General features: G+C 45.4%; 18 protein-coding genes. 11 read left to right on the forward strand and 7 right to left on the reverse strand.

What is annotated here, in order from left to right; all coding sequences use genetic code 11:
* The first annotated feature begins 243 nt into the window (after positions 1–243).
* Positions 244–522 carry a photosystem I reaction center subunit PsaK gene (locus QUB70_RS08900; protein WP_332979714.1) on the forward strand — a complete coding sequence of 93 codons (279 nt, stop codon included), beginning with the start codon at positions 244–246 and terminating at the stop codon, positions 520–522.
* A 613-nt stretch (positions 523–1,135) separates the two neighbouring features.
* Here the strand turns inward: QUB70_RS08900 and QUB70_RS08905 are convergent.
* Positions 1,136–1,717: an antibiotic biosynthesis monooxygenase gene (locus QUB70_RS08905; protein WP_332979716.1), complete on the reverse strand. Its 582-nt coding sequence runs from the start codon at positions 1,715–1,717 to the stop codon at positions 1,136–1,138.
* Between the two features lie 312 nt (positions 1,718–2,029).
* Positions 2,030–2,671, reverse strand: a complete 642-nt coding sequence (gene ycaC, locus QUB70_RS08910; protein WP_332979718.1) for an isochorismate family cysteine hydrolase YcaC — start codon at positions 2,669–2,671, stop codon at positions 2,030–2,032.
* A gap of 440 nt (positions 2,672–3,111) precedes the next feature.
* On the opposite strand from ycaC, the gene QUB70_RS08915 reads away from it, so the two are divergent.
* Both QUB70_RS08915 and QUB70_RS08920 read left to right on the forward strand, forming a co-directional pair.
* Entirely contained in the window at positions 3,112–3,351 is a 240-nt protein-coding gene (locus tag QUB70_RS08915; RefSeq protein WP_332979719.1) for a DUF2281 domain-containing protein, read from the forward strand.
* 160 nt (positions 3,352–3,511) lie between these two features.
* Positions 3,512–4,744: an AlbA family DNA-binding domain-containing protein gene (locus QUB70_RS08920; protein WP_332979721.1), complete on the forward strand. Its 1,233-nt coding sequence runs from the start codon at positions 3,512–3,514 to the stop codon at positions 4,742–4,744.
* 238 nt (positions 4,745–4,982) lie between these two features.
* Here the strand turns inward: QUB70_RS08920 and QUB70_RS08925 are convergent, their stop codons facing one another.
* On the reverse strand, positions 4,983–5,138 hold the full coding sequence (locus QUB70_RS08925) for a hypothetical protein (protein ID WP_332979723.1): 156 nt from the start codon (positions 5,136–5,138) through the stop codon (positions 4,983–4,985).
* A 3-nt stretch (positions 5,139–5,141) separates the two neighbouring features.
* Positions 5,142–5,741: a class I SAM-dependent methyltransferase gene (locus QUB70_RS08930; protein ID WP_332979724.1), complete on the reverse strand. Its 600-nt coding sequence runs from the start codon at positions 5,739–5,741 to the stop codon at positions 5,142–5,144.
* 507 nt (positions 5,742–6,248) lie between these two features.
* Between QUB70_RS08930 and QUB70_RS08935 the strand changes: the two genes are divergently transcribed.
* Together QUB70_RS08935 and QUB70_RS08940 are read left to right on the forward strand one after the other, a co-directional pair.
* Positions 6,249–6,926 (forward strand): SRPBCC family protein, encoded by a 678-nt coding sequence (locus tag QUB70_RS08935; protein ID WP_332979725.1) that lies wholly within the window; start codon positions 6,249–6,251, stop codon positions 6,924–6,926.
* A 315-nt stretch (positions 6,927–7,241) separates the two neighbouring features.
* Positions 7,242–7,616, forward strand: a complete 375-nt coding sequence (locus QUB70_RS08940; protein ID WP_332979727.1) for a signal peptidase I — start codon at positions 7,242–7,244, stop codon at positions 7,614–7,616.
* Here the strand turns inward: QUB70_RS08940 and galK are convergent.
* The gene (gene galK, locus QUB70_RS08945; RefSeq protein WP_332979728.1) at positions 7,606–8,685 is read right to left on the reverse strand and encodes a galactokinase; all 1,080 of its coding nucleotides are present in this window, start codon (positions 8,683–8,685) and stop codon (positions 7,606–7,608) included. The two genes, QUB70_RS08940 and galK, sit on opposite strands and share 11 nt — an antisense overlap.
* 262 nt (positions 8,686–8,947) lie before the next feature.
* Between galK and rsmA the strand changes: the two genes are divergently transcribed.
* On the forward strand, positions 8,948–9,769 hold the full coding sequence (rsmA, locus tag QUB70_RS08950; RefSeq protein WP_332979729.1) for a 16S rRNA (adenine(1518)-N(6)/adenine(1519)-N(6))-dimethyltransferase RsmA: 822 nt from the start codon (positions 8,948–8,950) through the stop codon (positions 9,767–9,769).
* A gap of 79 nt (positions 9,770–9,848) precedes the next feature.
* On the opposite strand, the gene QUB70_RS08955 is transcribed toward rsmA, so the two are convergent.
* A complete protein-coding gene (locus tag QUB70_RS08955) occupies positions 9,849–11,366 on the reverse strand; it encodes a sensor histidine kinase (protein WP_332979731.1) in 1,518 nt (505 codons plus the stop codon).
* 99 nt (positions 11,367–11,465) lie between these two features.
* On the opposite strand from QUB70_RS08955, the gene ispE reads away from it, so the two are divergent.
* From ispE to QUB70_RS08975, 4 genes are all read left to right on the forward strand, one after another.
* Positions 11,466–12,443 (forward strand): 4-(cytidine 5'-diphospho)-2-C-methyl-D-erythritol kinase, encoded by a 978-nt coding sequence (ispE, locus tag QUB70_RS08960; protein ID WP_332979732.1) that lies wholly within the window; start codon positions 11,466–11,468, stop codon positions 12,441–12,443.
* Positions 12,444–12,626: 183 nt separating this feature from the next.
* Positions 12,627–12,974: a DUF3082 domain-containing protein gene (locus QUB70_RS08965; protein WP_332979734.1), complete on the forward strand. Its 348-nt coding sequence runs from the start codon at positions 12,627–12,629 to the stop codon at positions 12,972–12,974.
* A 54-nt stretch (positions 12,975–13,028) separates the two neighbouring features.
* Positions 13,029–13,676, forward strand: coding sequence for a DUF488 domain-containing protein (locus QUB70_RS08970; protein ID WP_332979735.1), 648 nt, complete (start codon positions 13,029–13,031; stop codon positions 13,674–13,676).
* 405 nt (positions 13,677–14,081) lie between these two features.
* Positions 14,082–14,819, forward strand: a complete 738-nt coding sequence (locus QUB70_RS08975) for a hypothetical protein (RefSeq protein ID WP_332979736.1) — start codon at positions 14,082–14,084, stop codon at positions 14,817–14,819.
* A gap of 4 nt (positions 14,820–14,823) precedes the next feature.
* Here QUB70_RS08975 and QUB70_RS08980 read toward each other — a convergent pair whose 3' ends face one another.
* Complete coding sequence (locus QUB70_RS08980) at positions 14,824–15,075, reverse strand: hypothetical protein (RefSeq protein WP_332979738.1); 252 nt, start codon at positions 15,073–15,075, stop codon at positions 14,824–14,826.
* A gap of 118 nt (positions 15,076–15,193) precedes the next feature.
* On the opposite strand from QUB70_RS08980, the gene metH reads away from it, so the two are divergent.
* Positions 15,194–18,889 (forward strand): methionine synthase, encoded by a 3,696-nt coding sequence (gene metH / locus QUB70_RS08985; RefSeq protein ID WP_332979740.1) that lies wholly within the window; start codon positions 15,194–15,196, stop codon positions 18,887–18,889.
* Positions 18,890–18,973: the final 84 nt, after the last annotated feature.

An 18,973-nucleotide genomic window follows, 5' to 3' on the forward strand; every position in this document is an offset into this window, starting at 1 on the left:
GGCTAAAAGTTACAAATGGCAGCGAGTATGGTTTTGTCCCTTTGTATCTTTCGTTACTTTTGAATGGCATTAAAAGAATTCTTGCTGTGATTCGATGATTACGGGTGGGGGCGGTGCCGCCGACGCGATGAATATTGATACCAACAGATATTTATTGCGTAAAGGCGATCGCCTCTGCTGTATTTTTGGCAAGAAATCTCATCGAGCATTTCTGATAATTTATGAAAAATAGGAGCATCAACGATGATTAATTCAAATTTACTGGCAGTAGTACAATCGACTCTGACTGACACAGCATCAGGAAATTGGCAAAAGCCTCTGGTGATGTTTGTTTGTAATATCTTAGCGTTGCTAGTTCTCAGCCGCCGAATTTGGTATCCCCACGTCGGGCCGAAAATGCCTTTGCCCTTCCCCTCTCTGTTCAACAATGTTAGCGTACCCGCCTTTTTGGCTTGCATGAGCGCCGGTCATTTGCTCGGAGTATTCAGCATTTTGGCGCTGAGTATCGACAAGGCTATTTAGTAGTAATTGCGCGATCGTTTTGGCGATTTCTTGCTGCAACTGGTTGGTTAAACGGCTGACAAAAAATGGCAGGGGGTAAGTGAAAAGCACTAACCCCTAATTTTAATTTTCTCTAGAGACTGACGCAGAAATCGGTTTTTTACCATGCACTGACAACTAACGGGGCTTAAACAAATTTCAAGCCCAAACTAGCTTGATCCACAGCCAATACATCGCTGTTGGTTTATAGCGCACCCACAAATTTTTTGCACAGCGCTCTCCAGCGTCCACTCTCATAGATTTTTCGATATTGCTGGTACAGAATATTAGCTTGAGCAATTCCGAAAGATGTTGTCTCTAATGAACAAGCGAGGGGTGGATGATAACTGTATCTAAACTACCAATTGACAAGTTGGTAAAAGAAGCAATCTCACTCACAAATTCTCCTTACTTAATGAGGCTTTCTAGTCCTCGGAGATAAGCATCCCCTACTTGCTCATAGGTTGTCTGAGAAAACACGAACATTGCACAGACGTTTTCGCGATCGCGAATCAGTTGGTAATCCAGCTTCGCTCAAAATTATCGAGCCAAACAGATTGTCCCCGTCGCCGCAGCGCCACAAATTCATATCATTTTAGGGAATGGGATAGAGCCATTTGCGAAATAATTGTGTTAAGCGCGGCATGACCAAATAGGTGAGCAATATAACAGTGAGACCTGTGATCGTCAGAGATGTGAGCAACGCAGGAAGCCCTGATAGTAGCGGTACCAGCAAACGATTGAGAATAGAAATGGTAAAAAACACTCCCAACCATGTAACTAACGCCATTTTGTAGCGAGGGGGTGGAGCCTTCATCGATTTATTGGGCAGCGTAAACCAGGTTTCCAATCCGGTCAGGGTTTGAATATCTTCTGGCTTTTCAATCAAGGGCTGCAATCGCTCAATCCACTCTCGCCGAACATCAGATTCCAGCCAGGCCTTAAGATTGTCGTAGCAATCGAACTTGAGAATGACCACGTACTCAGGATGAGCGTGATCGTGGGGTCGAATAGTGCTGACACCCAGATGTCCCTTGAATTTTCGTGCATCTGCGGCGATGCCATGAAACCAGGCTTCGTAACCTTGGTCACGCCCCGGTTTCAGGACATGAGAGATCACAGCGGTGACTAGATAGTTGTCTTCACTGCTATTGCTCGCCAACGGTTCTTCCAACATAGAATTTAGAGAATTAACTGAGAGAAAAGTTTTATTCTGAACAACCGCCCTAGACACACCAAATTGCTCGACAATTTTCGGCAGCACGTCTGGAAACAGAAGGGAGATTAACGAATGCGATCGAGAAGGTTTGGCATGAGATGAAATGACTAGAAGAAGACTTGCAATCACTGACAAGAGCTATTAAAAACACCCTCTACGTGACTTACAACGAAGTAGTTGTCACCGCTACGTTCCACGTAAAATTGATAACCTAGCGATGACAATATTAACTCAGTTAAACACGAGCTAAATAAACTAGGCGCTTTCTCACTACTTATTGGGAGATCCAGCATTTGCCGTTGCTGCATAGCTGGTCATCAGGTTTTTGTAGTCAGGAATAAACCCTGCTAAGAGACTACCCAATCCTTCAATATCGTTGCGCCAGTCACGGTGCAATTCACACACAACGCTAAACCAATTGACCAATTGAACTCCAGCACGAGACATTCGATCCCAAGCTGCATAGCGACAGGCTTCATCGAAAGTTCCAGAGGCATCGGTGACAACAAAAACCTCATAACCTGCCTCCAATGCCGAAAGCGCACAAAAAGTAACACATACATCAGTGACTATTCCGGCCACGATCAATTGCTTCTTGCCTGTTGCTTCTACTGCTTTAACAAAGTCCTCGTTGTCCCAAGCGTTGATTTGTCCGGGACGGGGAATAAAGGGAGCATCTGGAAACTTCTCCTTCAGTTCAGGGATGATGACTCCATTGGGGCCTTGCTCAAAGCTAGTTGTCAAAATTGTAGGCAGGTTGAAAAACTTAGCTGCACTTGCCAGCGCCAGCACATTATTTTTGAAGTCGGCGGCACCAATATCACGCACAAGTGAGAACAGTCCAGTTTGGTGATCGACCAGCAGAACCGCAGCATTATTCTTGTCTAGACGGTTGTATTTGAATGTAGACATCAGGTATTTCTCCTATTTGGGTTATGGGTGAATCAATAGTCCGGACAGTTTTCAATCACCAACGGTAGAATAAGGGTTCCAGCTTCCTCAGCAGGTGAAATCTTAACGGTAGAATGCGGGTTTCAGTCGCTGCCCAAAAAACTGTCCGGAGTATTGGTGAATGAGGAATTGCAGAATAGAGTCAAGAATCAGAAAGCCTTGACTTGTACCAATTAAATGTGCTTTTTTATTAAAAGCGAAACGTCTATTTCCTCTAAATGGCTTATGGCGTAAGCTGTTGCGCCATGAACTCTGTTTGCAAAATCTTACCAAATTTCACCACTCAATAGCCGCAAGTTAAGCGCTGAGTTAGGACTATGTTGTAGCAGGGCAAGACAGGCTCTTGTTTCATATAATTGAGTTTGCATCCCGTCAGGTGTATACTCTATCTGGAACTCTGTATGGCTATCGCCGAGCAGATTTACGAACTCGTCACATCTTTTCCTCAAGACCCAGCCAGAGAGATTCTCACTTTTGCTGAATCTATTCGAGCTAAATATATAAATGGCAATCAACCCAGCAGTAAAGTCGCTCCAGTGCTTTGGGCAGAACTGGTTTATTCCTTAGCTGCAAGTTGGGGAGAGGGCTTTCCTACCTTGGAGGACATTCGTGCTAATTCGGGGCAAGATATCCTAAAATAGAGGCTTTAGATGTACGTTTTGGATACCCACACCTTGTTGGGCTGCTTGAATTATCGGTGAGGATAGTAGTTCGCAGTTTGTGTGTTGGTATTAAGTGCCACGTTTCCTCAATAGCATTTGTTAAGTGCTACTTTGAGGTTGTTAATATCTCTTAAGGCTTATGAAGATTAACCTTGAAACTTTTGACCTCACACAGCTCCCAAGTGTAGAAGACGATCATTTTGAATTCAAATCAAGTAGCACTCCACCCAATGAGCTCAAGAAGAAACTAAACTGTGCAGTATCAGGCTTTGCCAATGCTGGAGGTGGATGTTTCGTTGTTGGTGTTGATCGTAATGGCAATGCTGACAATGGCTTGTCCTTAAAGATTGAGAGACAAGATTTACGTGACTGGGTCGATCAGATTGTCAATCAAGTGGAACCAGTTCCTAAATATGACATCAAACTAATATTAGACCCGATGGGACGGGGTGTTATTCAGCCAGATGCAGCCGTTTTGCTCGTTGCCATTCATGAAAGTTATGCTGGACCACACATGGCTCTTCTAGATAAACGCTATTACATTCGAGCAGGTGCTCATACACTTAAAGCCACACATTTCATTATTGATGCAATTTGGGCTAAAAGACATTTCTTTAAACCGCGCTTGACGCATTTATTTAGGCTCAAACCAGAGCAAGAGCAAACTATCCAACTTGGAATTCTTGCACTTACAGACGGTCCAGCAGTTGATGTTAAGATTAACATTTCACCTCTGCCCCAGATGATAAGAGATAGAGATTGCGACAGTCTGTTTCCTCTCCAGATATCCGTTATCGATCGCAATAATCCATTCTTTTTTGATGTATCAACTTATTACCAAGCAGAAGAGCTTTTTGGAAAAGACGTGTATCTTGAAGTAGAGTATTACGATCTAGCCGGAAACTCTTATGTTTATAAAACTAAGATTGAAGTTTCTGGGTCTGTTTCACCAATTACCATTGGAAACGATAACCCTGCAAAAATGGTAAAAGCACTTGAATCAATCAACGCAGTTCTTTTGAAACTCACTATTTCCCGTGAAAAAGCAGCTAAACCAAGCTTGGTGTTATCTAAACCATCGGAAAGTATCTTTACAGATATCGAGAATCTGATTCCTGAACTTTTAGCAGAGATGAAAAAAGATTTACGGGAGTATCCAGTTGCCCGTGAGTTCATTCTTATGTCCAAAGATACAGTTTACAACGGAGACAAAAACAACTTAATTCTTCATTATTTTTTTGAAGATCATTCTTGGCTGAGGAGTAAACTAAGAATTTTAGAAAATCATGGACTAATTTATGAAATCACTTACAACAATACACTTCGTTTCGTGATTTCTGAGGAATTGGCTGCTTACTTAACGAACTGTTAACCGGAGTGGTCTATTCATTTCCTCCTCTTGCCAGCAGTCCAATACTGCGTTGGTACGGACGGAATCAAGGTTTTTGGCGAGGGTTCGAGGCTACTGGCCTCCGCACCACTTCACGGATCTACTACTTCAAAGGTCAAGGACAGGTTGCTCAAAATCTTGCCAGTGTCTCCCCCCAAGGAATGGAGTTGCGATCGCGAAGCGCTGCTGCCAAGCGCCGATCGCAGATTGGTATTGATGATTATGGTAATGCCCCTAACGCTTTCAATGTCGATTTTTGAGCATTCGTCAATCCCGTTGCCCCTTGAATATTCATGCCTTCATACAGCCGATCGCCCATCAACGTCCTAATACAGCCACCAGGGGCGACATCCCACACTTTAATGGTGCGAATCATAGATTAGGTCTTTTGGGCAATTATATAAACATGATTTTCAGGATACTGGTCATATTCCAGATGGCGGCAGGTGCAATGATGCTCAACCAGAATTTGCAGGAAAGTATCTACACCCAAAGTGCTGTAATCAAAGTCTTGACCTTGAAATGCTCCCGAAACCTCGCGGATTGTATGTCCGCCGCCACAAGTGAACAGGATCACTCCATTGGGTTCAAGCGCATCGCATAGCTTTTGTATCACAGGCGCTTGCTTGTTGATTGGCAGATGAAACGTGCTATCCCACGCTGCAATGAGGCTGTAAAGTTTCGGCGGCAGCCAATCACAAATGTCTTCCCGGTAAAACGTGATTTCTGGATGTAGCCGCTGGGCTAAATCGATCATTTCCCTAGAAATATCAAGTCCTTCAGGCCCAAATCCATGCTTGGATAAGCTGTTAATAAAACGTCCGCTGCTTCCACACCCGACATCAAGTGCTGCGTGCTGCTTAGAAGTAAATTCGATCGCCCGTTCTAATTGGGCAATCCCGTAGATTGAACCTTGATGCTCAGTTTGCCACCATTGGGCAATTCGGTCGTAACGGGTCGATGTATCATTTGGCTCCATAGAGTGACCTCATTATTATATATAACGAGTAGTTGAACCCGACTAAACTAAATTATGGTAAAGTAGCGGCCGAGTTAGCACCGTCTATCTTAGGTCATAAGCAGTTCGATTAGAACAGCTACTGCAAACCCCATTTTACTCCAGGGATGAAAGGCTCTACAGCAGGCGATCATTACTTTAGGCAGACGCAGGAGCCGCGCCAGTGGAGATACATTTTAAAGAATCTGTGGTTTTCATTACAAAACCCTTTATAAAAGGAGTTTCAGCGGTGAACTTAATATCTGTAGAGGAACTCAAAGCGCTGGTACAACAATCTGCTGGGTGGTGCGTCTCTATTTATATGCCAGTCGCTCAATGAACAGAAATTCAACAAAATCCGATTCGGTTCAAAAAATTAATCAGAGAGGTTGAAGACAAAATAGTAGAGTACGGATTTGATAAAAATAAGCAGGCGAATTGCTCGATCCAGATTAATTTACCAGGTTTAAACCAATGGAATCTAATTCAATGACAAATTCCGACAAACAAAATCAAACTAACAGCGGCGATACCGAACGCTGGGCATCTTTAATTGGTGGCGGCGCGCTGGTGCTTTTTGGTTTGTCGCAGCGTTCTTTGCGAGGTGCTTTGCTGGCGGTTGCGGGCGGCGGTTTAGCGGCGCGCGGTATGGGGGTTGTCGAGGGTTTGCAGTCGGCCGCAGATCCGAATCAAAGCATTAAAGTTGAAAAGACGGTGACGATCGACAAACCGGCTGATGAATTGTACCGTTTATGGCGCAATTTTGAAAATTTGCCTCGGTTTATGAAGCATCTCAAACACGTTACGGTAATAGATGAAAAACGTTCTCACTGGATTGCCAGCGCGCCGATCGGCAACAGTGTAGAATGGGATGCAGAGATTGTCCGCGAAGAAGAAAATCGCTTAATTGCTTGGGCGTCTGTTGAAGGATCTGATGTTGACAATTCGGGTTTTGTGCGCTTTCAACCGGCACCTGCGGGACGCGGTACTGAGGTAAAAGTTGTCATCGAATACAATCCTCCGGGCGGTGCAATTGCTGCTGGCGCTGCTAAACTATTTGGGGAAGCTCCCGAACAGCAAATTGCAGATGATTTGCGCCGCTTTAAGCAGTTGATGGAAGCTGGGGAAATAGCGACTACGGAAGGTCAACCTTCGGGCCGCAAGTAAAAGACCTCTTGCAAAAATCCTTTTAATCAAATTCTGGAACGGGCAAGATGCCCATTCCACAAGAAAAAAAATTTTGTGGGATGGGCATCTTGCCCGTCCTAGTTATTTTTGCAAGAGGTCTAATAAGTTAGATAGTTAGATGGTATCCCCCGATCTAACTCACCGAAGATCGCCATTCTCAAAAACAGGCATCTTGCCTGTGGAGCGAAGAGTGAATTTCTTGTGGGGTGGGCATCCTGCCCGCCCATAAAAAGCTTATTGAAAATGGTGCAAGATGTCAGATATAACCATCTTTGTTGTTTACCTGATTAACTGATGTCATCTCAAGTGGTTTTCGGAAATGCGGGCGCTGAAAGTGCAAGTCGGGGCGGTTGGTTTGCGGGTCACTTTATGACGCCGGGCGATGACCCGCGATCGACTTCTGTTTTAGAGGTAAAATGGGGCACTCACCCCGCCGGAGATTGCAGGACTCAGTGGGCGGTAAATGCGGCAGCCACGACGCTTTCTATCTTGGTAAAAGGGCGGTTTCGCCTGCAATTTCCAGAGCAAGAAATCTTGCTTTCTCGCGAAGGAGATTATGCTCTGTGGCAGCCGGGAGTGCCTCATTATTGGTCTGCGGAGGAAGATTCGGTAATCGTGACTGTGCGGTGGCCTTCCCTGTCGGGAGATAGTTCTGGAGTTAAGAATTAACTTTAACTTCGGGAACCAAAACACGGCCAGTATAACCCGCGCGCTGGTAGCGATCGATCGCCTCTGATGCGATAACACCGGCTTTGCCACTCTCCACCAGCGCTACGCAAGCACCGCCAAAACCTCCGCCCGTCAGCCTTGCGCCGAAGACTCCGGGGATTGACTGCAAGATGGCTGCCAGGGCGTCTACTGCCGGTGTCGAAACTTCGTAGTCGTCGCGCTGACTGGCATGGGAAGCATTCATTAACTCGCCGAAACGTTTTGCTGGCAAAGATTTTACCGCTTCGAGTACGCGGTTGTTTTCGGTAACGACGTGGCGGGCGCGCCTTTTGAGAGGTTCGGGCAATACTTCCACAGCTTGGGGATCGGCGATATCCCTGAGAGCTTTAACTCCCAATATCCGCGCGGATTCCTCGCACTCGGCGCGCCGCTGGTTGTAGCCGCTTCCTGCTGCTAGTTGGTGGCTTTCGCCACTGTCAATTATTAAAATTTCTGTGCTTGCGGGAAAAGGTATCGGGCGGCATTCGAGGCTGCGGGTGTCGATAAATAGCATGGTGTTGGTGTCTGCTAAACTCGATGCCATTTGATCCATGATGCCGCAGTTCACGCCGGCATATCGGATTTCGACTTGCTGTCCGATTTGAGCTAGCCGCACGTCGTCTATGGGGAGGTTGAGCAGCGCGCGCATTCCTCTGAGGGTTGCTATTTCTAAAGCGGCGCTGCTGGACAAACCGGCTCCGATCGGCACAGTCGAGGTAATGTAGAGATTTATTGGCGGTATTTTGTATCCTTCTTTTTCTAAAAGTCTGAGGCAGCCACAGATATAAGTGACAAATTTTTGCGGTATGGTATCGTCGTCTGAAAAATTTATGAGTTCGTCATATTCTGCTGAATAAAAATGGTGTCGATCGTCGCTGCTGAAGCCGATTTGTACTGTTGTGCGCTGGGGAATCGCAGTTGGAAGTACAAATCCATCGTTGTAATCTGTGTGTTCGCCCAGCAGGTTTACTCTGCCGGGGGCGCTGGCTGTGGTTTTGGGTAATGTACCAAATACTCGTTGGAATTTCATTTTTGGGGAATTGGTTATTGGTTATTTGTTATTGGTTATTTGTGATTTGGAAAAACACCTATCCGTGTATCCGTGACTTCCGTGTCGTGCTGTTGGGGATTGGGGATAAACAAATTTATTTTCGATCGTTGCTCCTTGTATGATGACCAATTTTTTTCTGTGATTCAACCCCTGTTAACAAAAATAAACATCACCGTAGGTTGGGAAAAGCTATTGAGCTGTGATAGAATGACAGGCTAAGATTTCTCCAACAATTCAAAAAATGCGATCGACCAGACCCCGAAAACAGTTTGCTCAACATTGGCTCAAAAGCGAGAAAGCCTTAGATAAGATTGTGAAAGCGGCTTCTTTGGATGGCGATCGCGTCCTAGAAATCGGGCCGGGTACGGGGATTCTGACTCGGCGTTTGCTGCCTGCGGCTGAGTCTGTTGTTGCTGTGGAGATCGATCGAGATTTGTGTCTCAAGCTAGCCAAACAACTCGGCAAAACCGACAATTTTTTACTGCTGCAAGGCGACTTCTTGGAAATGGACTTAGAGGCTGAATTAACAGCTTTTCCCAAATTCCAAAATCCCAATAAAGTTGTTGCCAATATTCCTTATAATATTACTGGCCCGATCCTGCAAAAACTGCTGGGAACGATATCTGTTCCTGCTGCTAAACCCTTCGACGCGATCGTGCTGTTAGTGCAGAAAGAAGTCGCCCAAAGGCTTTACGCTAAACCGGGTTCGACAGCTTTTGGCGCTTTGTCGGTGCGGGTGCAGTATTTAGCAGAATGCGAGTTAATTTGCGATGTGCCCTCTAAAGACTTTTATCCGCCGCCAAAAGTCGATTCTGCCGTGGTGCGGCTGCTTCCCAGACAGATAGAAACTGCGGCGGTTAATCCGCGCTATTTGGAGAATTTAGTTAAGTTGGGATTTGGTAGCAAGCGCAAGATGCTGCGAAATAATTTGAAAGGGGCTGTGGATTTAGATAAACTGGTTCAATTGCTAGAAGAGTTACAGATAAATCCTCAATCTCGCGCTGAAGATTTAAGCGTGGCGCAATGGGTAAATTTGAGTAACAATATGATGTGCGAGGTTTGAAGTTCAGGATTTTGCGATCGACCCGAATTCTTAAAGTCCTGCGGGTATCTGGGTATTCTGTTTTTTGAGATGGGCTTACTTATTTCAGCCTCATGGGAATTTTAATAATAAATTCCGCACCTTTCCCCGGTGCAGAAATACACTGCAATTCGCCTTTATGTCTTGCTGTGATAATTTGATAGCCGATCGATAAACCCAACCCCATGCCTTTGCCTACTGGTTTAGTGGTAAAAAATGGATTAAATAACTGCGTCATCACCGATTCTGTTATTTCTGGCCCGTTATTGCCAATTCGGATTTCTACTTCTTCACTGTCTAAAAGTTTGGTAGAAATTTTGATGAGGCGGGGATTAGCTTCATTAGCTGCAATTGACTCGCTGTGGCTGTCCTCTTCTAAAGCGTCAATAGCATTAGCCATGATATTCATAAATACTTGATTTAGCTGTCCGGGATAGCACTCTATTTGGGGTAAATTGCCATATTCTTTGATAACTTGAATGCTCGCAAAACCCGGATTAGCATTCAATCTGCTTTGCAAAATCATCAGTGTGCTGTCAATTCCTTCGTGAATGTCGGCTAATTTCATTTCTGCTTCGTCATGGCGAGAAAAAATTCGCAGCGACTTGACAATACCAAAAATTCGATCGGCGCCGTTTTTCATAGAAGTTAATATTTTTGGCAGGTCAGATTTGATAAAATCTAAATCTACAGACTTGATTTTTTCTTGAACTCTGGGTAGGGGATTCGGATACTGCTGTTGATAGATATTCACCAGTTCTAGCAAAGTATCGGCATACTCGCGAGCGGGAGTAACATTGCCGTAAATAAAGTTAATCGGATTGTTGATTTCATGAGCAACTCCAGCGACTAATTGGCCCAAAGATGACATTTTTTCGCTCTGAATTAGTTTGGATTGAGCCACCTTAAGTTCAGACAAAGTTTGTTCGAGCTGTTGAGTTTGAGACTTTAACTCTGCGGTGCGTTCTTCAACTCGAATTTCTAATTCTTCTTTAGCTTTTTTTAGTGCAGCTTCGGCTAATTGGCGATCGACAATTTCCGATGCTAGGAGTCGGTTGGCCAATTCTAAATGTTGAGTTTGAGACTTTAATTCTGCGGTGCGTTCCTCAACTCGAATTTCTAATTCTTCTTTAGCTTTTTGTAGGGCAACTTCGGCTAATTGGCGCTCGACAATTTCAGCTTCTAGGAGTCGGTTGGCGGATTCTAACTGTGCGGGACTGGGAAGTGCTAGGGCTTGAGGCATTAAGTCTACCAAAAGTATGGCTGTAGCAAATGAAATAAGGGCAGTAATTGCTTTCATTGTTCCTGAAAGCCAATAGGTAGGATGCCAAAGCGTCCAAACTTCAAATATGTGAGTGATCCCGCAGGCGACGATAAAGCCTCCAAACATCGCAAAGATCCAATCAAAGGGTAAATCTTCGCGTTTGGAAATAAAATAAACCAATGTAATCGGGATGGAAAAATAGGCCAGTGCAATTATAGAATCTGAGGCAACGTGAAGCCAGACTAACGGGGTATGCCAGAGATAGCAGTGGCCGTGAGGAATAAATGGCCCGGAAGTAAAAAAAGTTTTCCACATTTCCTGCATAATATTTCCTTTGAGTTGTGAGAAAATGGACTCTGACTGGTGTCAATTAATTTCAACCAGGGGTTTCTTTCACCTGCGGCTTAATCACCTATGCGTTCATATTCTCTGTTAGCTTCAGCAAAAATCAATCTGTATTTGGAAATCATAGGCGATCGCCCCGACGGATATCACGAACTGGCGATGGTACTTCAAAGCATAGATTTAGCCGATCGAATTGACTTGCGCGCGATCGGTACGGACACGATTCGAGTGCGCTGCGATCACCCGCAAGTCCCTCCTGATAAGAATAACCTGGCCTACCGGGCGGCGGATTTGTTGGCGAAGCAATTCCCCGATGCTTTGGCGAAATTCGGCGGAGTCGAGATTGTCATTCACAAGCACATTCCGGTAGCTGCGGGGCTCGCCGGCGGTTCGGCAAATGCTGCTGCGGTTTTAGTCGGGATGGATTTGCTGTGGCAATTGGGACTTACTCAGTCGGAGTTGCAAGAGTTGGGGGGAACTTTGGGTTCGGATGTGCCTTTTTGCATTGGTGGAGGTACGGCTTTGGCAACCGGCCGCGGGGATAAACTGTCGCCGCTGCCGGATTTAGGAGGTTTTTTTGTGGTGCTGGCGAAGTACCGCAATCTCAGTATTTCTACGGCATGGTCGTATCAAACTTATCGCCAGCAGTTCAGTAGTTCCTATTGTGCAGCGGAAGATTTGGAGTGCCGCCGGGAACGGCTGCATTCGGGGCCGATGGTGGGGGCGATCGCCCAAAAAGATCGATCGAAAATTGGTCAATTGCTGCACAACGATTTAGAAAAAGTTGCTTTGCCCGTGTACCCGCAGGTGTTGCAGTTGCGGGAGGCTTTTGAGTCGGCGGGGGTTTTGGGCACGATGATGTCGGGTTCCGGGCCGACGGTGTTTGCGCTGGCGGAGTCTCCTGAGCAGGCTCAGCAGGTTTTGGAACGGGTTAAAAGTGCGATCGCTTCTCCTGATTTGGATTTTTGGGTAGCAAAGTTTAGCAATACTGGAATTCGGATTTTTTCGGAGGGAAATGATGTAAAAGCGCCGATTCCGAGGGTGTAACTCGAAGATCGTGCGATCGCGATCGCCCGTTAAATGCGTCTAACAGGCAATTGTCAAGATGAATCTAACTTTGCACAGAGTCTATTGAGATCGAAGAACTGATAAAATGCCATGAAACACGGATTTTAGTTTTGGTGAATTAACCAGAAATCTAAAATCTAAAATCTAAAATCTAAAATCGCAATGGCTGATTTAACTAATCCTAATTCTAGTTCTCAACCTCCAACTTCTGCTGGGGATGCTTTGCCGCCCAAGTCGCCGACGGTATTGCGGTGCGTGACTGGTTCGCTGATGGCGGGCTGCTTTGCGGTACCTCTGTACGCGCTAACTATGTCGATCGCTCAAAGTTTTGCAAGTAAGCCAGTTCATTCGGACAATATTACTGCGATTAAAATTTCGGTAGCCGTGCGAACTTTGGTAGTAGGAATGGCTGCTTTGGGGACTGGTGTTTTTGCTATGGCGGCGGTGGGTTTGATGCTGCTGGCCGTGCAAATTTTGATTCAAAATTTGGTAAAAAAAACCACAGCTTGAAGTCTAGAGGTTAAAACAATCGGGCTACATAAACTCTCGTCCGCAAGGCAAAGAGTGAATAGTAAGATCGAAGCAAGGGAATTATTTACGATCGGACACTGCAATCTGAGTATTGAAGCGTTTCTTTTGCTGCTGCAACAACACGGCATTACGGCCGTTGCGGACGTGCGATCGCATCCTTTCAGCCGCTATTTACCTCATTTTAATAAATCCCAAATAAAAGCTTCTCTGTCAAGTGCCGGCATTCAATATGTTTTTTTAGGCAAAGAGTTGGGCGCGAGACCGGAGGATTTAAGCTGTTACGATTCTAGCGGTAAAGCGTTGTACGATCGCATAGCAGCAACTCCTTTATTTTCCGCAGGAATTCAGCGCTTGCTCAAAGGCGCAGCCAATTATAAAATCAGTTTAATGTGTGCGGAAAAAGACCCGATTACTTGTCATCGGACTATTTTAGTTTGCCACAAAGTCAGAGAATTTAATTTACAAATTAATCACATTCTGTCAGATGGCAATTTAGAATCGCACCCGCATTTAGAAGCAAGACTTTTGAGCAAGTTTAACAAACCCCCAAAAAAACATGAGCCAATTCAGTTGAGTTTGTTTGAATTAGAGCCTCAAGTTAAACAGGAAATAGTTGATTTAGAAACAGCTTATTATCGTCACGGATTGGCAATCGCTTATGTCACCAAAGAAAGCAATTAATTTATAAAATAGACCTCTTGCAAAAGTCCTTTTAATCAAATTTTGGAACGGGCAAGATGCCCGTTCCACAAGGAAAAATGTTTTTTGTGGGATGGGCATCTTGCCCGTCCTAGTTATTTTTGCAAGAGGTCTAATCTGTCGCTATTGGCGTATTTGTCTAAGCGAAAATATTTACATTTCTGCACGCCAAACCTAATTATGTAGGGTACGCAATGTGTACCTTATTGCTATAAGTAGCGCCTCAAACGTTTTTTTGCCTGAGTTTTGAGCAACTCTTGACATCGCATACATTTAGAAATTACGGTACAGCCCTCCATGCCCACCCTAGTTTTATAAAATTTGTTCGAGTTTTAACGTTGTTCGTGCTATAATGCTGCGGGACTGTAGCAGAAAGGGGTGCTTTTTATGAAAGCAGAATTTTATTTTGACTGTCACAAATATATTTGCAGTTTAGTTCAAGTTGATTTCGTCAAAGAATTAAAAATAAAAAATCATCAAGGTTTTGTCTTGGCTGTTAAGCAAGGAGAAAAAATTGGACTTTTGGGGAAAAGTCGCCATAATGCTAAACAAGTTGACGTATCTAAGCCGCATTTTTATAACGTGATTAAAGCGGCAATGAGCGCTTTGGAATTAGAAACTAAAAATGAGGTGATATTAGAGAGAAATCGAACTCTTGCTGATGCCGAAGCAATGATTCAGCAGCAAAACCGAGAAATTCGCGTTTTGAATGAACAGCTTAGAATTAAAGCGACTAAGGTTGAGGAATTGTCCAGGGAAAACCAGCAGTTATCTATGCAGCTAGTAGAGAAGGAAATAATAAAAACTGAAATTAGTCAAGAAATTGAGGATTTTTGTGCTTCCGAGGAAGATTTTACGGCGGCGGGAATTGAGCTGGGAATTGGAGAAGGTGAAATTAGTAAAGAAATCGTACAATTGCCGGTTCAACCTTCTCGGTTAGCAGTGCAGTTAACTGAAAATCTACCGGATTCTGAGGGAAGTGATGAAGAGGAAGAAACTACCGAAAGCGATGTTAAAAGTGTAGATATAGAAATTGCCGAAGAAGTAGAATTTCAAGGAGGCGAAAGTGAAATTAAGCGGCTGCCTAAAAGAGCTTCCAACAAAAGGATGAGAAAGAAATCTTAATGCTTTAGTTACAGAAGCGCTTTTCATCCATAAGAGCGACAGCTAAGCGGAAAAACCCCTCGCAGCCGACAATCACCCGCTTCTCCCCCAAATCTCCACGCACAACAGCATTCTCGAAATTATCTGACATTTCCCGCACACTTACAGGTACGATCGAACTATTGTCATCGGATTTGAGATTGGGGATTGTCCCCATCAGTCGCCTGCGCGTGGGAATGAATCCGGGGGCTGGTTTTTTCTTAATCCAAAATCCCACATCCTAAATCTCAAATCGGCACAGTCATTAGTCGTTTGCCAACAGTCACATAATTGTTGACAATATTGCACAATAGATAAAATTGTAAATATATAGCACCTGCGTTTTTTTACCGCTTATGAATAGCAGATTCCTCGATCGCCTCCACCACCCCTCGCGCCCCGTCATCGTCTTCGACGGCGCAATGGGAACCAACCTGCAAGTCCAAAACCTCACCGCAGAAGACTTCGGCGGCAAAGAATACGAAGGCTGCAACGAATATCTCGTCCACACCAAACCCGAAGCCGTCGCCAACGTCCACCGGGGATTCCTCGAAGCAGGGGCCGATGTCATCGAAACAGACACCTTTGGCGCTGCTTCCATCGTACTCGCCGAATACGATTTAGCAGACAAAGCATATTATCTCAACAAAACTGCCGCCGAACTCGCTAAGGGTATCGCCGCCGAATTTGACACGCCAGAAAAACCGAGATTTGTCGCAGGATCGATCGGGCCAGGCACCAAATTGCCAACATTAGGACACATCGATTTCGACACACTCACCGCCGCTTTTACCGAACAAGCAGAAGGACTGTATGACGGCGGCGTTGACTTATTTATTGTCGAAACTTGTCAAGATGTGCTGCAAATTAAATCAGCATTAAATGCCATTGAAGAAGTATTTAAGAAAAAAGGTGCGCGAATTCCGTTAATGGTATCAGTCACAATGGAAGCCACCGGCACAATGTTAGTCGGTTCCGATATCAGCGCCGCCCTCGCAATTTTGCAGCCGTATCCCATAGATATCTTAGGCCTCAACTGCGCCACCGGGCCCGATCGCATGGCAGAACACGTCAAATACCTTTCCGAACATTCGCCCTTCGTCGTTTCCTGCGTTCCCAACGCCGGTTTACCCGAAAACATCGGCGGCCACGCGCACTACAAACTCACGCCAATAGAATTAAAAATGGCCTTGATGCGCTTTGTCGAAGACTTAGGCGTGCAAGTCATCGGCGGCTGCTGCGGAACCCGCTACGATCACATCCGCGAACTATCAGAAATTGGCAAAACTCTTAAACCCAAAATCCGCGAAATTACTTGGGAACCTTCCGCCGCTTCAATTTACACCGCCCAACCCTACGAACAAGAGAATTCCTTCTTAATTGTCGGCGAAAGACTCAACGCCAGCGGTTCCAAAAAATGCCGCGATTTGCTAAACGCTGAAGACTGGGATGGTTTAGTAGCAATGGCCAGGGAACAAGTGCGAGAAGGCGCGCACATTCTCGATGTCAACGTTGATTATGTCGGCCGCGACGGCGTGCGAGACATGAAAGAATTAGTTTCCCGCGTTGTGACTAATGCAACTCTCCCTTTAATGCTGGATTCCACCGAATGGGAAAAGATGGAAGCCGGCTTAAAAGTTGCGGGCGGCAAATGTTTGCTGAATTCCACTAACTACGAAGACGGAGAACCGCGTTTTTATCAAGTTTTGGAGTTGGCGAAAAAATACGGCGCGGGCATAGTTATCGGGACGATTGACGAAGACGGGATGGCGAGAACTGCCGACCAAAAATTTGCGATCGCCCAACGCGCCTATAACGCCGCCGTCGCCTGCGGAATTCCAGCCGAGGAAATCTTTTTTGACACCCTAGCATTGCCCATTTCTACCGGGATTGAAGAAGACAGAAAAAACGGCAAAGCTACCATCGAATCCATCCGCCGCATCCGCCAAGAATTGCCAGGTTGTCACGTAATTTTAGGAGTTTCTAACATTTCCTTTGGCTTGAATCCGGCGGCGCGGCAAGTTTTGAATTCCATGTTTTTGCACGAAGCGATGCAGGCGGGTATGGACTCGGCAATTGTCAGCCCGAATAAGATTTTGCCGATCGCCAAAATCGACCCCAAACACCAAGAAATCTGCCGTAAACTGATTTACGACGAACGGGAGTTTGACGGCGATATTTGCATTTACGACCCCTTGGGCGACCTGACAACGGTGTTTGCGGGCAAAACTACCAAGCGCGATCGGACAGAAGACGCAAGCCTTCCGGTAGAAGAACGCCTCAAGCAGCACATCATCGACGGCGAACGCATTGGGCTCGATATCCAACTCGCCAAAGCATTAGAAACCTATCCGCCCCTCCACATTATCAATACTTTCCTATTAGACGGCATGAAAGTAGTCGGAGAATTGTTCGGTTCGGGACAAATGCAGCTACCATTTGTATTGCAGTCAGCAGAAACCATGAAAGCGGCAGTTGCTTATTTAGAACCCTACATGGAAAAGTCCGAATCCGGGGACAACGCCAAAGGAACATTCCTGATTGCTACTGTCAAAGGCGACGTTCACGACATCGGTAAAAATTTGGTTGATATTATCCTATCAAACAACGGCTACCGAGTGATTAACTTGGGAATTAAACAGCCAGTTGACAATATCATCGAAGCCTACGAAAAACACAAAGCCGACTGTATAGCGATGAGTGGCTTGCTGGTAAAATCCACTGCCTTTATGAAAGAAAATCTGGAAGTGTTCAACCAGAAAGGAATCACCGTCCCTGTAATTTTGGGCGGCGCGGCTTTGACTCCCAAGTTTGTGCATGAAGACTGTCAAAATACTTACAAAGGTAAAGTTGTTTACGGCAAAGATGCGTTTTCTGACTTGCACTTTATGGACAAACTCATGCCAGCCAAATCTGCTGGTAATTGGGAAGATTTGCAAGGATTCTTGGATGAAGTCGGGAATGAGAATGGGGCGGTTAAAGCAGCTAAAACTTCGGCGGAGACTGCGGTTGAGGATGCCAAAAAAGCCGATATCCCGGTGATTGTTGATACCAAGCGATCGGAAGCAGTTGACGCAAATATCGATCGCCCGAATCCTCCTTTCTGGGGTACAAAGCTATTGTCGCCCGAAGAAATTCCCTTTGAAGAGCTTTTCTGGCACTTGGATTTGCAAGCATTAGTTGCGGGACAGTGGCAGTTTCGCAAGCCAAAAGACCAATCGCGGGAAGAATACGATGCTTTCTTAGCTGAGAAAGTTTATCCCATCTTGGAAGAGTGGAAACACAAGATTATTGCCGAAAAGTTACTGCATCCGCAAGCAATTTACGGGTATTTTCCCTGTCAAGCTGAAGGCAATTCTTTGTATTTGTACCACCCAGAAATTATGAAGGGCGGGCAAACAATAATCAGTGGCGGGCAAACAATAATCAGTGGCGGGCAAGATGCCCGCCCCACAAAAGAAAGTGGCACAGGCATCTTGCCTGTGGCTGCAAAAGAGAGTGGCACAGGCATCTTGCCTGTGGCTGCAAAAGAGAGTGGCACAGGCATCTTGCCTGTGGCTGCAACATTCACATTTCCCCGGCAAAAATCGGCGCGACGGCTGTGCATTGCCGACTTCTTCGCCCCCAAAGAATCGGGTAAAATCGATGTATTTCCGATGCAAGTAGCGACAGTGGGAGAAATTGCTACAGAGTACGCGCAAAAGCTATTTGCTAACAATCAATATACCGACTATCTCTACTTTCACGGATTAGCGGTACAGACAGCGGAAGCAATAGCAGAATGGACTCACGCGCGAATTCGCCGGGAATTGGGATTTGGTAGCGAGGAACCGGACAACATTCGCGATATGCTAGCGCAGAGATATCGCGGTTCGCGGTACAGTTTCGGCTACCCTGCTTGTCCGAATATGGCGGATCAGTACAAGCAACTGGAATTGTTAAAGTGCGATCGTATTAACCTCTATATGGATGAAAGCGAACAACTTTATCCCGAACAATCCACAACTGCAATTATCACCTATCACCCAGCGGCCAAATACTTTACTGCCTAATTTGTAGGGTGCGCATTGCGCACCCTACATTGAGAGCTAGAAACCTAGTTTATTATGCTCGAATTAAACCAACAAAAAAGCACC

It is taken from the genome of Microcoleus sp. A003_D6 (assembly GCF_036702825.1).
Taxonomy (GTDB): Bacteria; Cyanobacteriota; Cyanobacteriia; order Cyanobacteriales; family Microcoleaceae; genus Microcoleus.

Coding starts and splice junctions, on each gene's coding strand:
- QUB70_RS08955 (WP_332979731.1), bottom strand. CDS start 11,366: ATGTGGAAAACTTTTTTTACTTCCGGGCCATTTATTCCTCACGGCCAC.
- metH (WP_332979740.1), top strand. CDS start 15,194: ATGAATAGCAGATTCCTCGATCGCCTCCACCACCCCTCGCGCCCCGTC.
- ycaC (WP_332979718.1), bottom strand. CDS start 2,671: ATGTCTACATTCAAATACAACCGTCTAGACAAGAATAATGCTGCGGTT.
- QUB70_RS08975 (WP_332979736.1), top strand. CDS start 14,082: ATGAAAGCAGAATTTTATTTTGACTGTCACAAATATATTTGCAGTTTA.
- QUB70_RS08915 (WP_332979719.1), top strand. CDS start 3,112: ATGGCTATCGCCGAGCAGATTTACGAACTCGTCACATCTTTTCCTCAA.
- QUB70_RS08935 (WP_332979725.1), top strand. CDS start 6,249: ATGACAAATTCCGACAAACAAAATCAAACTAACAGCGGCGATACCGAA.
- rsmA (WP_332979729.1), top strand. CDS start 8,948: ATGCGATCGACCAGACCCCGAAAACAGTTTGCTCAACATTGGCTCAAA.
- QUB70_RS08965 (WP_332979734.1), top strand. CDS start 12,627: ATGGCTGATTTAACTAATCCTAATTCTAGTTCTCAACCTCCAACTTCT.
- ispE (WP_332979732.1), top strand. CDS start 11,466: ATGCGTTCATATTCTCTGTTAGCTTCAGCAAAAATCAATCTGTATTTG.
- QUB70_RS08900 (WP_332979714.1), top strand. CDS start 244: ATGATTAATTCAAATTTACTGGCAGTAGTACAATCGACTCTGACTGAC.
- QUB70_RS08920 (WP_332979721.1), top strand. CDS start 3,512: ATGAAGATTAACCTTGAAACTTTTGACCTCACACAGCTCCCAAGTGTA.
- QUB70_RS08905 (WP_332979716.1), bottom strand. CDS start 1,717: ATGTTGGAAGAACCGTTGGCGAGCAATAGCAGTGAAGACAACTATCTA.
- QUB70_RS08940 (WP_332979727.1), top strand. CDS start 7,242: ATGTCATCTCAAGTGGTTTTCGGAAATGCGGGCGCTGAAAGTGCAAGT.
- galK (WP_332979728.1), bottom strand. CDS start 8,685: ATGAAATTCCAACGAGTATTTGGTACATTACCCAAAACCACAGCCAGC.
- QUB70_RS08925 (WP_332979723.1), bottom strand. CDS start 5,138: ATGATTCGCACCATTAAAGTGTGGGATGTCGCCCCTGGTGGCTGTATT.
- QUB70_RS08930 (WP_332979724.1), bottom strand. CDS start 5,741: ATGGAGCCAAATGATACATCGACCCGTTACGACCGAATTGCCCAATGG.